Below are 12,909 nucleotides of genomic sequence, written 5' to 3'. Positions count from 1 at the left end.
ATGGGGGATCCGCGAAGGCGGGCCGGGCGGCTGCTCCGCCGCGAGGCGGCCGAGGCCACCGTCCTGGACCGGCGCAGGAAGGGGCCGCCCCGCCACCCCGGGATCAGGCCGCGCGCGCTCCTCGACGTCGCGATCGGAGGGGCGGTCGGGGCGCTGGCCCGTGACCTGCTCATCAAGGCGATGCCCGGGGCGCGGCACGGGTTCCCCTGGGGGACCCTCCTCGTGAACATGCTCGGTTGCCTGTTCATCGGGATCCTGACGACGTACCTGCTCAAGGGCAGGCCGCACCCCGTCGCCCGGCCGCTGCTGGTGACCGGGTACCTGGGAGGGTTCACCACGTTCTCCCACCTCATCGACGGCGTGCACGCCCTCGGCCGCGCCGGCGCCTGGGACCAGAGCGCCGTCTACGCGGTGGTCAGCGTGGTGGGCGGGTGGATCGCGGTCACCGCCGGCCTCTGGGGCGGAAGGCTCCTGCCGTACCGCGCCGCAGGACCGGAGGGCGGCGCGCCGACATGATCGCTCTGCTGGTGCTCATCGGGGGAGCGTGCGGCGCCATGCTGCGCTTCGTCCTCGACACGACGGTCAAGAACCGGTTCGGGAAGGCGTTCCCGTGGGGGACGCTGACGGTCAACCTCCTCGGCACGGGAATCCTGGGCGCGCTGCACGGCGTGACGACGAGCGCGGGACCCGACGGCCTGGTCGGCACCGGTTTCTGCGGTGCGCTGACGACGTTCAGCACCTTCGAGCTGGACACCGTCCATCTCTTCCAGGACGGGGAGTACGCCAGGGGCGCGGCGAACGTGCTCCTCTCCCTGGGGCTGGGCATCGGCGTGTTCAGCCTCCTGTACGCCGCCTTCCAAGCGGTCTGACGCGGGCCGTCCCTGCCGATGGGCGCCACGCGGGCCGCTGCCGGGAACTGGCTGAGCCGGGCCCTCGCGCCGTCCAGGGAGCCCCTGCCCTGGCTCGGCGCCGCCCGCGCGGCGGTCGCGTTCGGCACGGTGACCGCGGTGGCGCTGGCCCTGGACGAACCCCGCGCCGGACTGCTGGCGGCGGCCGGCATGGTGCTGGCGACGATGCGGCCCGACACCGGCCCCTACCGGTCGAGGGCGCTCGGCCTCGCCGCCTCGCAACTGGCGGGCGCGGCCGGCCTGGTCGTCGGCCAGTTCGCCCACGGGCACGGCTGGGGGACGGTCACGGCGACCACGGCGGTCGCGCTGCTGTCCGGGCTGGTCAGCTCGATCGGCACCATCGCGTCGGGGGCCTCGCTGGCGCTGCTGTTCATGAACGTGATCGGTACCGGCCTGCCCGGGCCCGGGGAGTGGTGGCTCCCCCTGCTCTTCCAGCTCGCGGGCGGAGCCTTCTACATCGTCCTGGCGGTGCTGAGCTGGCGGCCGTGGAGACGCCGCCCCGGCCCCGAACACCGGGCCGTCGCCGACGTCTACGGCAGGGCCGCCGACCTGGTCGACGCCGCCCCCCATCCGGGCGGCGCCCGGACGGCGCTCAGCATGGCGGTGGACACCGCCCAGGACGCGCTGATGTGCCATCGCGTCCGCGACAAGGAGCACTGGGGCGAGGAGACGCGGTGGCTGGTCGCCATGCTCAACGCGGCCACGCCCCTCCTGGAGGCGCTCACCCTGCTCATCCGGTCCGCGCGGCCCGCGCCGCCGGGACTGGCCGAGGCGGTGCGGCGGATCGCGGACGCCGTCCGGAGCGGGAACCGGGACGCGGGGACCGCGCCGTTCCGGGGGGACCCGGCGTTCGCCCGGCCCGTCGAGTTCGCCCGCCGGCGGCTGTCGGAGGCGCACCCCGAGGACCCCGACTGGCTCGGGCTGCCGAGACCGCTGCCGGCCCGGGCGTACCGGGCCGCCCGGATGGCCCTCACCTCCGCTGCGGCCTGGCGGTACGGGCTCCGGCTGGCCCTGTGCATGGCGATCGCCTCGGCGTTCGTCGAGTTCCCGGGCGTGCTCCACGACCTCTGGATCCCCACGGTGCATTCCCTCTGGCTTCCGCTGACGGTCGCCGTGGTCCTGAAACCCGACTTCGGCTCGGTCTTCGTCCGGTCCCTGCTGCGCGCGGTCGGCACGGTCGCGGCGGCCGTCCCCACCCTGCTGGTGCTGGTGGCCGTCCCGCGCGGCTGGGCCGCGGTCCCGCTCGCGGCGCTGTTCGGCGGGCTGATCCCGGTGCTGAAGGCACGGTCCTACGCGATGCGGACGGTCGCGGTCACCCCCCTGATGCTCTTCCTGTTCGACATGACCTCGCCGCAGCCGTCCGACGAGCTCGTGCTGGCCCGCCTGTCCGACACCCTCCTCGGCTGCCTGATCGTCATGGTCTTCGGATACGCCCTCTGGCCGTGGAGCCGCCGGGTCCGGATCGGCGAGCGGTTCACCGCGGGGTTCGGGGCGCTCGCCGACTACCTCGACGAGGCCTTCACCGGCCCCCGGAACGTCCGGGCCCGGGACCGGAGGGCCCTGCACCGCAGCCTCGACGCCGTCCGGGCCGACCTGCGGGAGGTGCAGTCCGAACCCCCGCCGGCCGGCCGCGCGGGCGCCGCCTGGTGGCCGGTCCTGGGCGCCCTCGACGCGCTCGTGGACACCGTCACCGCCGCGTCCGTCAAGGTCCGCGGGGGCGCCGAGCCGCCGCCGCGGCGGGCGGCCCGGGCCATCTCGGCGGATCTCCGGGAGATGGCGGCGGCGGTGCGCGACGGACGGCCGCCGCGGACACCGCGCCTGCCCGGCCCGTCCGGCGAGGGCGTCCTCGGCGAGGCGGCCGTCCAGATCCGCCGTCTGCACAGGACCCTTCCGCTGTGACGGCCGGGCGCGTTCACCCGATCCGCAGCTCCGTGTCGAGGCCCTCGGCCTCCTCGCGGGCGCTCGGGCGGAAGGCCAGCAGGACGTCCACGACCTTGCCGATGACGTAGGTCAGCACGAAGCTGTAGCAGCCGACGGCGAGAATGGCGACGATCTGCTTCCCGAGCAGGGAGATCGAGCCGCCGTAGACGAGCCCGGCGGTGGGGCTGCCGTACTTGCCGGTGGCGAAGAACCCGAGCAGGACCACGCCGACGATGCCGCCGGCGCCGTGGATGCCCACGACGTCCAGGGTGTCGTCGTATCCGACGGACGTCTTGACCTCGACGGCGTACGTGCAGACGACGGCGACGACGATCCCGAGCACCGTCGCGCCGAACAGGTTGACGTATCCGCAGGCGGGGGTGATGGCCACCAGGCCGGCGAGCGCGCCGGTCGTGCCCCCCAGCCTGGAGAACCGCCCGAACCGGGCCCGCTCCAGCAGCATCCAGGCCAGCATCGCGACGCACCCGCACATCATGGTGTTGACCACGGCGTTGGCCGCGAGGGCGCCGTCCGTCAGCGCCGATCCGCCGTTGAACCCGAACCAGCCGAACCACAGCAGCCCCATGCCCGCCATCACCAGCGGGATGTTCTTCGGCTCGGGAGGCCCCTCCCTGCGGAAGCGCAGGCCCGGCCCGAGCACCAGCGCCAGCGCCAGGCCCGCGATGCCGGAGTTGAGCTCGACGACCAGGCCGCCGGCGAAGTCCAGCGCGCCCCACCGGTTGATCCAGCCCCCCTTGGAGAACACCCAGTGGGCGACCGGCAGATAGACGAGGGTCACCCAGACCACGCCGAAGACCATCCAGGGCCCGAGCCGGACGCGGTTGGCGACCGAGCCGCTGATCAGTGCGAGCGTGATGATCGCGAAGACCAGCTGGAACATCGAGAACACGTACTCCGGGATGACGCCCCTCAGGACCGACGGGGTGGTCTTGAGGAACTGCCACCTGCCCCAGCCGATGAGGCCGGCCCCTCCCACGTCGTCACCGAACGCGAGGCCGTACCCGTAGGCGAACCAGACGACGGTCACCACGGCGATCGAGACGAAGCTCATGTAGAGGACGCTGACGAGATTCTTCGCCCGGACCATGCCGCCGTAGAAGAGGGCGAGTCCCGGCGTCATGAGCAGCACCATGGCGAAGCTGACGAGCACCCATGCTGAATCGCCGGTATTCAACCCAAAACTCATGCATCAACTCCTGGCTTAAGGCGACACCATTGAGGTATGGGCAGCGGCGAGCATGTGAAACGCTCCGGAGGAGTGCCTCCGGACAAATTTAGATAGGTCGGCCTTTGCCTTCGTTTACCAGGCCGAACTTTTTCTGGGGCGTCGCCGGGGCGGGCGGTCGCGGTGTGGTCGCGGCGCCCGATGATCATCGCGTGCGGTTCCAGCCCGTGGACGCGGTGGGGCCGCGCACAGGTCACGACGAAGCGACCGGAACGGTAGAAAACCGATAAAAACATGTGCTTGAGGGGAGGACCGGGCGCTGTTAGCTTCACCCGGTGGACCACATGCGTGCACAGGCGGAGGCGATCGAGGACTTCGCGGCGGTTCTACGAGAACTGCGGGAATCGGTCGGCAACCCGCCTTTCCGTGAGATGTCCGGAAGGTCGGGGGCCATCTCGCACACGACGTTGCACGAGGCCACGAAGGGCAACCGCCTCCCGAGCTGGGGGACCACCGTCGAGTTCGTCAAGGCGTGCGGCGGGGATCCGGCCGCGTACCGGGAACGCTGGGAGAGGGCGAACCAGGCGGTCAGGTCGGCGAACGCCGAGAGGCCCGCGTCCGCCGCGCTCGAAGCCTCCGTCCCGAAGACGGCCGAGGCCCAGGCCCTGCACATCGCCCTGGAGCCGCCGGGGCCCTCGGAGCATGACGAGACCTCGGCTCCCCGGTCCGCCGCGCCGGTGCCCGGGCATGGCGCGGGGGACGTGCGGGCGCTCTACCCGGCCCCGAAACGCCGGGGAAGATACCGGTTGAGCAGCCCGGGCGCGGTGGCGCTGGCGGCGGCGGTCATCGGTACGTGGGCCGTGGTCCTCATCGTGGTCGACCACGACTCCGGCAAGGACGGCATGGAGGAGTACGGGAACCGGGCGAAGAACGCGCTCACTCCTGCCGACTGCCCGGTGCAGCCGACCAACCCGGCGCCGGCCTCGCCGAGGCACAAGGGCGACGCCGCCAGCTTCGTCGCGGACATCACCCTGCCCGACTGCACGCGCGTCGGCGCCGGCCAGAACATCACCAAGGTCTGGCGGCTCAAGAACACCGGAACGGTCCCATGGGACGGCTACTCGCTGCGCCGTCTCGACCTCCCGCAGAAGGCCGGCGACTGCCAGACCATCTCCGACGTGCCGATCGCCGACACGGAGCCGGGCCGCACGGTCGACGTCCGGGCCGAGATCACCACGCCGCGGAAGCCGGGCTTATGTTACGTGCGGTTCAAGATGGTGGACGGTGAGGGAAAGGTCGCGTTCCCCGGAAGCCGTCCGGTCAACTTCCAGGTCATCGTCGAAGGACCGTAGCCCCCGCCGCGAGGGGCACGGCGGGGGCCGGTCGAACGGTCGGGGGATCAGGAGAGCGTGATCCCGGTGTAGTAGGCGTTGAGGATCCTGGAGTAGCTCCAGCCGGCCTCGGCCTTGTCGCGGGAGCCGTACTGCGACATCCAGTCCCCGGTGACCCAGCCGCCGCACGCCGTCGTCGTGGAGCAGTAGTGGGCCTCAAGGATCTTCCCGCCGCGGGTCATGCGGGTGTCCCACGTCGCGTCCACCGCGGCGCTCGTCGACGCCTTCGCGGATCCGGGCTTGTAGACCTGGCTCGACGTGGTGTCGTAGACGTCGAAGCACTGGCCGCCCGACGTCGTGCGGGTCGAGTGCAGCGCCCAGTACCAGCCGTAGCTCTTGACGGCCATCGCGCCGGCCTTCAGGGACTCCGCGGGCCAGCTCGGCACCCACTCGTTGGGCAGGACGTCCTTGACGTAGCTCTTGAACGTCACCCGGTCGACCCGGCCGAGCGACACCCGGTACACCAGGATCGTCGATGGGAGCCTGCTGTCGGTGCCGTCGGTCTTGCAGCCGGTCGGCGGCGGCGTCGAGCCCAGGAACTGGTGGGAGGCGTTCTGGTTCTTGAGGGTGGCGTTCAGGTTGCCCTTGGCGCCGGCGCTGAAGTCCTGGTGGCTGCCGCCGTAGTTGCTGTTGTAGTAGACGCGGACGGTCTTGCCGGTGTTGTTCCAGACGGAGGCGGCGTTGTTCTTGACGCAGAGGCCTTTGCCGTTGCCGTCGCCTTTGAAGTCGTAGCAGGAGGGCTGTGTGGTGCCGTAGTCGGCGATGGATCCGGTGAAGTCCGAGATCGAGCCCTGGTTGTCGCTGTTGTAGTAGTAGCAGAACTCGCCGCTGTCGCACTTGCCGTCGCGGGCCGCGGCCGAGGCGGGAGAGGCGGGGACGAGGGCGATCCCGCCGAGCGCCGTCGCGGCGGTCGTCGCGGTGACCCGCGAGATCAGCCGCACGCTTCGTTTCGACACAGTCGTCTTCCCCTCTGGTGGAGGCCGCTGCGCTCTATCGGACGTTGTAGCCCTGGGAGTTCCAGAACGTGGTCGGGTTCGGGTTGTCCAGGGTCGGGTCGTTGACGCTCTTGGCCGCGTGCGTCTGCTGCCCGAGACGCATCTCGACGTGGGTGTGGGCGCCCGAGCTGGACGACACCCCGTGCCACGACTCGTCGGCGATGACCTGGCCGCGGCTGATCGACTGCCCCACGCTCAGCGAGGACCGCGGAGCGGAGTGCAGGTAGATCACCGTCTTGTCGAGCGAGGCGTTGTAGACGGAGATGGTGGAGAGCCCCGAGCTGCCGGTCGCCCCGCGCGCGATGTAGATGATCTTACCGGCGACCAGGGCGTGGACGTCGGAGCCGATGCCGCGGGCGATGTCGATGCCCTCGTGCCGTCCGGGCGTGGTGGTGTAGCCGTCGAAGCCGCAGGTGATGCTCCCGCCGCTCGCCGCGTACAGCCCGTACGACATGTTCGTGCGCGCCGACGGCGAGAACTCGTGGGAGGCGTTCTGGTTCTTGAGGGTGGCGTTCAGGTTGCCCTTGGCGCCGGCGCTGAAGTCCTGGTAGCTGCCGCCGTAGTTGCTGTTGTAGTAGACGCGGACGGTCTTGCCGGTGTTGTTCCAGACGGAGGCGGCGTTGTTCTTGACGCAGAGGCCTTTGCCGTTGCCGTCGCCTTTGAAGTCGTAGCAGGAGGGCTGTGTGGTGCCGTAGTCGGCGATGGATCCGGTGAAGTCCGAGATCGAGCCCTGGTTGTCGCTGTTGTAGTAGTAGCAGAACTCGCCGCTGTCGCACTTGCCGTCGCGGGCCGCCGCCGAGGCGGGCAGGACGTAGACGGACGCGATCCCGCCGAGCGTGACCGCGCCGGTCGCCGTGGCGGTGATGGCCTTGGTGAGCTTGTTCATGCCGTTCTCTCCTTCGGTTCTCTTGTCAGGGGGTACGGACGGGTCAGGTGCGCTGGTACTCCTCCCAGGTGCGGATGGTCACCTTCGGGCCGTCGTCGGGGCCGCGGCCGGAGAGGCCGTCCAGGCCGAGGTAGTAGTCGCCGGTCTGGTGCTGGGCCTGGCTCGAGAGGTCGGTGTCGCTGATGGCGGCGGCGTGGATGTGCCACGGCCAGTCGCCCTGCGCGGGGCTGCGCACCCATGCGGCGAAGCCGACACGGCGCAGCGTGCGGGCGACCGCGGTGCGGGTGGCGGAGTCCATCCCCTGCACCGAGACGTCCACGACGCCCCCGCCGTCGTGGGTGCCCGCGGAGGTGGGGTCGCCGCCGGGGTTGTAGGAGCCCTGGTCCAGCACGAGGTCGCGGCCGAGCAGCCGCTCCGCCTCGGCCAGCATGCTCCGCGTCCGGGTGTTGACGACGGCCCCGTCGGCGGGCACGCGCGCACCCGGTTCGATGACGTCGGCGACGGTGAAGCGTCCGGTTCCGAGCTTGGCGAGCGACGTCTTGCCCGGCAGCCCGTTGGCGGCGAGACCGGTGTAGCCGAGCGACTTCTGGTACTTCGCGTAGGCGGCGACCGTGGTGGTGCCGAAGTAGCCGTCCACCCACGCGGCGTCGAGCAGGTTCCGGTCGCGCAGTGCCTGCTCGACCAGGAGCACGCTGGCCTTGGCGCCCGGGGTGAGCGTGTCGTCCGCCCGCCGCGGGTCGATCTGGGCGGCCTTGACGGTGGCCTCCATGTTCACGCTCGGCAGGGCCCGGACGCCGGGCGCCTGGCCGCCGGCCGCCCGGGCCGCCGGCGTCTCGGCCGGGCCGGTGAACGAGGTGAGCAGGGTCGCCGTCACGACGGCGGCGGCGTACGAAGGCAGCTTCATCGGGTCTCCTGGGGAGGGGACTGGGCGCAGAGCCCGCGGCGGATTCCACGGTCGCCCGGCTGCTCACGTGTTCACAAGAAGATCGTTGTTGTCAGCCTGTCCGCCAGGAGATTCCGTACAGACGTAGACACGATCTGACAGACGGGACGCCCGGCTCGGAAGGCCCCTCCGGGGCACCGGGCGTCAGGAAACGGAAATCGTTGCGGGACGCTGATCGCGGGGAAGAATGCGATGCATGACGCGGACTGTGACTCTGCCCGGCGGCGGCGCGCTGCCGATGATCGGTTTCGGGACCTGGCAGCTGCGGCCCGAGGCGGCGTACGCATCGGTGCGGGAGGCGCTGGAGATCGGCTACCGGCACGTCGACACCGCAACGCTGTACCGCAACGAGGCGGACGTCGGCCGGGCCCTGAAGGACAGCGGCGTCGACCGGGAGGAGGTCTTCGTCACGACCAAGCTGCGCCCGCAGGACGCGCGGGACGCCCGCCGCACCCTGGAGACGAGCCTCCGCCTGCTCGACACCGGCTACGTGGACCTCTGGCTGATCCACTGGCCGACCGGCGCGGACGAGCTCGTCCCGACCTGGCGGGCGCTGCTGGACGCCCAGGACGCGGGACTGGTCCGCCATGCCGGGGTGAGCAACTACAGCCCGGCGCTGATCGACGGCCTGACGGAGGCCACCGGGCGGCGGCCGGCGGTCAACCAGATCTCGTGGAGCCCGGCGCAGCACGACCCGGCGCTGCTGGACGAGCACCGGCGCCGGGGGATCGTGGTCGAGGGCTACAGCGGTCTGAAGAACACCGACCTGCGCGACCCCGTCCTCACCGGGATCGCCCGGCGGCACGGAGTCACGCCCGCCCAGGTCGTCCTCCGCTGGCATCTGGAGCACGACATCGTGATCCTTCCGAGGTCGTCGCGCCGGGAGCACATCGCCGCCAACTTCGACCTCGAAGGGTTCGCCCTCACGGACGAGGACGTCGCCGCCGTCGACGCCCTCGCCCGAGACGCCTGACCGGCCCGCCCCGCGCGAGCGGGGGCGGGCCGGGAGGGGCGGGAGGTCCCGGTCAGCGGGGGTTGCCGGCGCGCCAGGCGACGTAGTCGGCGACCGCCTTGGCGACGTCGAACTCCGGCGTGAACCCCGTGTCGCCGGTGAGCCGGCCGATGTCGAGGTAGGGGTCCTCGCCGGGGCCGTTCCGCCTGCCGGGCAGCAGGTCGAGCCGCAGGCCGGGCGTGATCGCCTCCAGGGCGTCGGCGACCTCGCGGTTGGTGAACGGCCGCCCGCTGGAGACGTTGTAGGTGTCGTGCCCCAGCGTCCTCGCGGTCATCAGGAGGGCGATCGCCCGCCCCGCGTCCGGTGCGTAGCAGCAGTCGCCGCCGTCCTCGGCGTGCAGCGGCGGCGGCCGCTCACCGCGGAGCACCGCGCTGACGTACGGCGGGACGTGGAAGAACGGGGACTCCGGGTCGACGAGCGGTCCCCAGATCGTCCCGATCCGGAGGACGACCGGCTGCACGCCGCTGCCCTGGAGGGCGTGCGTGGTCAGCGGCTCCACGGCCTTCTTGAAGGCGATGATCAGGTGCGGCAGGTCCGCGGTGGGGAGCGCGAGCTCCTCCCGCCAGGGGATCTCCGGGCGGCCGATGTACGCGCCGAGGCTGCTCGCGACGGCGAACCTGCGGACGCCCCAGGAGCGGGCGGCGTCCAGCGCGTTGAGCAGGCCGGACATGTCCGTGCGGAAGTAGCCGACCGGGTCCTCGCCGGGGACGCTGCCGGCGAGGTGGACGATGTCGCCGATGTCGTGGCGGTCGCCGAGGGAGAGGAAGGCGTCCCGGTCGGTGACGTCGAGGCGTTCCACCGTGACCCGTCCGGCGAGGAAGGACGGGACCTCGCTCCGCCGGTGCGAGGTGACGACGACGTCGTGCCCGAGGTCGGCGAGCGCGCGTGCGGTGTGGGCGCCGATCATGCCCAGCCCGCCGGTGACGAGGATCATCGGATCACCTCGTAGTGCAGGTGGGTCACGCCGGGCGCCGGGACGGCCTCCAGCAGCCGCAGGTTCACGTGCTTCGGGAACGCGCGGAAGTAGCCGTGGCCGCCGCCGAGCAGGACGGGCACCTGGTGGAGGATCAGCTCGTCGACCAGGCCCGCCTCCAGCGCGGAGGTCAGCACCCCGCCGCCCATGAGGGCGACGTCCTTGTCCCCGGCCGCCTCGCGTGCCGCCGCGACCGCCTCCTCGATCCCGCCGGTGACGAGCGTCTGCCGCTCGCCGATCCCGGGAACGGCCCGGTGGCTGAGGACGAACAGCGGCGCCGTCGGGTGGGGGCCGCCCCCGCCCCAGCGCCCGGAGTGCTCCCAGGTGACGCGCCCCGCCACCACCGCTCCCACGCGTGCCGCGGCGGTGTCGAAGACGCGCGCGCTCTCCTCGCTCAGCTTGAACCCGCCGAACTCCCGGCTCGGGGTGTCGCCGTCGAAGTACCAGTCGAAGAGCGTTCCCGCGTCGCCGAGTCCGCGTCCGAGCTCCTCCTCCCCGTCGGGCGTTCGGCCGCTGATGTAGCCGTCCACCGAGACGGCGTGGGCGCTGACGACCCTGCTCATGTGTCCCCCTCGTTGATCATCGGTTGGTCCGTCCGGTCGGGGCCGCTCAGCGCTCGGCCCGGTCGTACAGGAGGCAGATCGCGCCGCTCTCGGTGACCCGGCTGGAGGCCAGCGTCCACGACGCGGAGGGGCCGTCGGGGAACAGCCGGGCGCCGCCGCCGACGAGTTCGGGGCACAGGGTGATGCTCAGCCGGTCCACCTCGCCCGCCTGGAGGAGGCCGCGGATCACGCTCGCGCTGGCCAGCACGATGATGTCGCCGCCCTCCTCCTCGCGGAGCCGCTTGACCGCCGTCACGGGGTCGGTGTCGGCGAGGCGCGCGTTGTCCCAGGCGGCCTCCCTGAGGGTGGTGGAGAAGACGACCTTCTCGACCGCGTTGAGCCAGCGGGAGAACTCCCGGTCCCTGGGGTCGGCGCTCTCGTCGTCGGCGACGGCGGGCCAGAACCCGGCGAACCCCTCGAAGTTCTTGCGGCCGAGCAGGGCGGTGGTGGCCGCGCCGGTGACCGCCACCATGTGGTCGCGGGACGCGGACGCCATGGCGTGCGGGACGATCCAGCTCATGTCGTACTCGCCGCCGGCGCCGTTGACGCGGCCGTCCAGGGACAGCGTGATGTTGGCGGTGACGGTGCGGCGGGCGTTCTGTCCGGTCATCGGACGGTTCCTTTTCGGTCGTGGGCAATACCCCTCACAGTGGCGGCACCGATGGCAGGCTGTCGTCGTCAGAGTTGGTGACATCCGGTCCGGGCTTGGAGGGGGCGATGACCGGTTCCGTCGTCAGCCCCGTCCTGATCGGACGGGACGACGAGATCGCCGTCCTGCGGGCGGCCTACGAGCGTTCCCGGGCCGGGATCCCCGCGACGCTCCTGGTCTCGGGTGAGGCGGGGATCGGCAAGTCGCGGCTGGTCGCGACGGCGGTGGGGGACCTGCCCGGCGACCCGCTGGTGCTGTCCGGGGGATGCCTGGAGCTCGGCTCGGAGGGCACCCCGTACGTGCCGTTCGTCGCCGTCCTGCGCGATCTGGTGCGCCGCCTCGGCCGCGACCGGGTGGCGGCGCTGCTCCCGCCGGGCGGGGCCGCCCTCGGCGACCTGCTCCCGGACCTCGGCCCGGCGCCCGCGCGCTACGGCCCGGCCAGGCTGCTGGAGGAGATGCTGACGCTGCTGGGCCGGGCGGCGGAGACGCGGCCCGTCGTCGTGCTCGTCGAGGACCTCCACTGGGCGGACGCGTCGAGCCGCGAGCTGTTCGCCTACCTGGCCCGCAACCTGGCGGGCGTCGCGGTGCTGCTGGTCGGCACCGTCCGCACCGGCGAGCTGGCCGCCGGGCATCCGAACCGGCGGACGCTGGCCGAGCTCGGCCGCAGCGACGCGGTGTCGCGCGTCGACCTCGGCCCGCTGGAGCACCGGCACGTCGCCGCGCTGCTGGCCGCCGCGGACGGGCGGCCGCCCGACCCGGCGCGCAGCGTCCGGATCCACCGGCGCAGCGGCGGGAACCCGCTGTTCGTCGAGGCCCTGAGCACCGCGGGCGAGACGCCGCCGGGCGACCTGCGGACGCTCCTGCTCGCCCGCGTCACCGACCTGCCGGACCCGGCCCGCGAGGCGCTGGAGGCCATGGCCGTGGCGGGCGCCGAACTGGACGACGACCTCGTGAGCGCGGTCGCCGGCGGGCCCGGCCGCGACCTCGGGCACGCCCTCGGCGACCTGACCGAGCGGGAGCTGGTGGTGGCGCGGGAGAACGGGTACGCGATCCGCCACGACCTCATCCGCGAGGCGGTCTACGACGCGTTGCCGCCGCCCCGCCGCCGGCGCATGCACGCCCGGTACGCGGCCGCGCTCGCCGCCCGCGCCGCGCCCGCCGGTCCCGCCGCGGGCGGCACGGCCCTGGCCGAGCACTGGACCGCCGCGGGCGAGTTCGCGCGGGCCCTGCCCGCCGCGTGGCACGCCGCCGACCGCGCCGGCCGCCAGAACGCCTACGACGAGCAGCTCCACCTGCTGGAGCTCGTCCTGGAGCACTGGCCGAAGGCGCCGGAGCCGGCCCGGCTCATCGGCGCCGACCGGACGGTCGTGCTGGAACGCGATGGGAGATCACCACGTGGCTGCCGGAGGGCAGCCGGCGGGCGAGGCGCCCGACGAGCCCGGCG

The 12,909-nt window shown here is 72.5% G+C and carries 13 protein-coding genes; 6 read left to right on the top strand and 7 right to left on the bottom strand.

The annotated features are described in order from the left end of the window. The 3 genes from ABWI04_RS17475 to ABWI04_RS17465 are packed head-to-tail and all read left to right on the top strand — an operon-like array spanning position 1 to position 2,807. Positions 1 to 516 (top strand): FluC/FEX family fluoride channel, encoded by a 516-nt coding sequence (locus ABWI04_RS17475; protein ID WP_345179433.1) that lies wholly within the window; start codon positions 1 to 3, stop codon positions 514 to 516. Next, the gene (gene crcB, locus ABWI04_RS17470; protein ID WP_345179431.1) at positions 513 to 869 is read left to right on the top strand and encodes a fluoride efflux transporter CrcB; all 357 of its coding nucleotides are present in this window, start codon (positions 513 to 515) and stop codon (positions 867 to 869) included. Before ABWI04_RS17475 ends, crcB begins: the two co-directional genes overlap by 4 nt. An 18-nt stretch (positions 870 to 887) precedes the next feature. After that, positions 888 to 2,807: an FUSC family protein gene (locus ABWI04_RS17465; RefSeq protein ID WP_353833054.1), complete on the top strand. Its 1,920-nt coding sequence runs from the start codon at positions 888 to 890 to the stop codon at positions 2,805 to 2,807. A 13-nt stretch (positions 2,808 to 2,820) separates the two neighbouring features. Here ABWI04_RS17465 and ABWI04_RS17460 read toward each other — a convergent pair whose 3' ends face one another. Further along, positions 2,821 to 4,035, bottom strand: a complete 1,215-nt coding sequence (locus ABWI04_RS17460) for an ammonium transporter (protein ID WP_345179427.1) — start codon at positions 4,033 to 4,035, stop codon at positions 2,821 to 2,823. 323 nt (positions 4,036 to 4,358) lie between these two features. Here ABWI04_RS17460 and ABWI04_RS17455 point away from each other — a divergent pair, with 323 nt between their 5' ends. After that, positions 4,359 to 5,366: an NBR1-Ig-like domain-containing protein gene (locus tag ABWI04_RS17455; protein WP_345179611.1), complete on the top strand. Its 1,008-nt coding sequence runs from the start codon at positions 4,359 to 4,361 to the stop codon at positions 5,364 to 5,366. Between the two features lie 47 nt (positions 5,367 to 5,413). On the opposite strand, the gene ABWI04_RS17450 is transcribed toward ABWI04_RS17455, so the two are convergent. The 3 genes from ABWI04_RS17450 to ABWI04_RS17440 are packed head-to-tail and all read right to left on the bottom strand — an operon-like array spanning position 5,414 to position 8,190. Further along, positions 5,414 to 6,361, bottom strand: coding sequence for a peptidase inhibitor family I36 protein (locus tag ABWI04_RS17450; RefSeq protein WP_353833053.1), 948 nt, complete (start codon positions 6,359 to 6,361; stop codon positions 5,414 to 5,416). A gap of 34 nt (positions 6,362 to 6,395) precedes the next feature. Next, positions 6,396 to 7,286 (bottom strand): peptidase inhibitor family I36 protein, encoded by an 891-nt coding sequence (locus ABWI04_RS17445; protein ID WP_353833052.1) that lies wholly within the window; start codon positions 7,284 to 7,286, stop codon positions 6,396 to 6,398. A 43-nt stretch (positions 7,287 to 7,329) separates the two neighbouring features. Continuing rightward, complete coding sequence (locus ABWI04_RS17440; RefSeq protein ID WP_353833051.1) at positions 7,330 to 8,190, bottom strand: peptidoglycan-binding domain-containing protein; 861 nt, start codon at positions 8,188 to 8,190, stop codon at positions 7,330 to 7,332. 235 nt (positions 8,191 to 8,425) lie between these two features. Between ABWI04_RS17440 and ABWI04_RS17435 the strand changes: the two genes are divergently transcribed. Then, entirely contained in the window at positions 8,426 to 9,202 is a 777-nt protein-coding gene (locus ABWI04_RS17435; protein ID WP_353833050.1) for an aldo/keto reductase, read from the top strand. A 52-nt stretch (positions 9,203 to 9,254) separates the two neighbouring features. Here ABWI04_RS17435 and ABWI04_RS17430 read toward each other — a convergent pair whose 3' ends face one another. Genes ABWI04_RS17430 through ABWI04_RS17420 form a run of 3 tightly spaced genes read right to left on the bottom strand, consistent with a single transcriptional unit; the run spans position 9,255 to position 11,426 of the window. Continuing rightward, positions 9,255 to 10,175, bottom strand: coding sequence for an NAD-dependent epimerase/dehydratase family protein (locus ABWI04_RS17430; protein ID WP_353833049.1), 921 nt, complete (start codon positions 10,173 to 10,175; stop codon positions 9,255 to 9,257). Next, entirely contained in the window at positions 10,172 to 10,777 is a 606-nt protein-coding gene (locus tag ABWI04_RS17425; protein ID WP_345179419.1) for a dihydrofolate reductase family protein, read from the bottom strand. The genes ABWI04_RS17430 and ABWI04_RS17425 overlap by 4 nt, the downstream gene beginning before the upstream one ends. Positions 10,778 to 10,823: 46 nt before the next feature. Beyond that, positions 10,824 to 11,426 carry a dihydrofolate reductase family protein gene (locus ABWI04_RS17420; protein WP_345179418.1) on the bottom strand — a complete coding sequence of 201 codons (603 nt, stop codon included), beginning with the start codon at positions 11,424 to 11,426 and terminating at the stop codon, positions 10,824 to 10,826. Between the two features lie 107 nt (positions 11,427 to 11,533). Between ABWI04_RS17420 and ABWI04_RS17415 the strand changes: the two genes are divergently transcribed. Next, the coding region (locus ABWI04_RS17415) for an ATP-binding protein (protein ID WP_353833048.1) at positions 11,534 to 12,909 on the top strand (1,376 nt) is incomplete at its 3' end.

Origin of the sequence: Actinomadura sp. NPDC000929, from assembly GCF_040492065.1 — a bacterium.
GTDB classification, from domain to species: domain Bacteria; phylum Actinomycetota; class Actinomycetes; order Streptosporangiales; family Streptosporangiaceae; genus Spirillospora; species Spirillospora verrucosospora.
This window is presented reverse-complemented; position numbering and strand designations above follow the sequence as displayed.

What these genes read in the sequence shown, in the direction of transcription:
- ABWI04_RS17475 (WP_345179433.1), top strand. Translation starts at nt 1, where the DNA reads ATGGGGGATCCGCGAAGGCGGGCCGGGCGGCTGCTCCGCCGCGAGGCG.
- crcB (WP_345179431.1), top strand. Translation starts at nt 513, where the DNA reads ATGATCGCTCTGCTGGTGCTCATCGGGGGAGCGTGCGGCGCCATGCTG.
- ABWI04_RS17465 (WP_353833054.1), top strand. Translation starts at nt 888, where the DNA reads ATGGGCGCCACGCGGGCCGCTGCCGGGAACTGGCTGAGCCGGGCCCTC.
- ABWI04_RS17460 (WP_345179427.1), bottom strand. Translation starts at nt 4,035, where the DNA reads ATGAGTTTTGGGTTGAATACCGGCGATTCAGCATGGGTGCTCGTCAGC.
- ABWI04_RS17455 (WP_345179611.1), top strand. Translation starts at nt 4,359, where the DNA reads ATGCGTGCACAGGCGGAGGCGATCGAGGACTTCGCGGCGGTTCTACGA.
- ABWI04_RS17445 (WP_353833052.1), bottom strand. Translation starts at nt 7,286, where the DNA reads ATGAACAAGCTCACCAAGGCCATCACCGCCACGGCGACCGGCGCGGTC.
- ABWI04_RS17440 (WP_353833051.1), bottom strand. Translation starts at nt 8,190, where the DNA reads ATGAAGCTGCCTTCGTACGCCGCCGCCGTCGTGACGGCGACCCTGCTC.
- ABWI04_RS17435 (WP_353833050.1), top strand. Translation starts at nt 8,426, where the DNA reads ATGACGCGGACTGTGACTCTGCCCGGCGGCGGCGCGCTGCCGATGATC.
- ABWI04_RS17430 (WP_353833049.1), bottom strand. Translation starts at nt 10,175, where the DNA reads ATGATCCTCGTCACCGGCGGGCTGGGCATGATCGGCGCCCACACCGCA.
- ABWI04_RS17425 (WP_345179419.1), bottom strand. Translation starts at nt 10,777, where the DNA reads ATGAGCAGGGTCGTCAGCGCCCACGCCGTCTCGGTGGACGGCTACATC.
- ABWI04_RS17420 (WP_345179418.1), bottom strand. Translation starts at nt 11,426, where the DNA reads ATGACCGGACAGAACGCCCGCCGCACCGTCACCGCCAACATCACGCTG.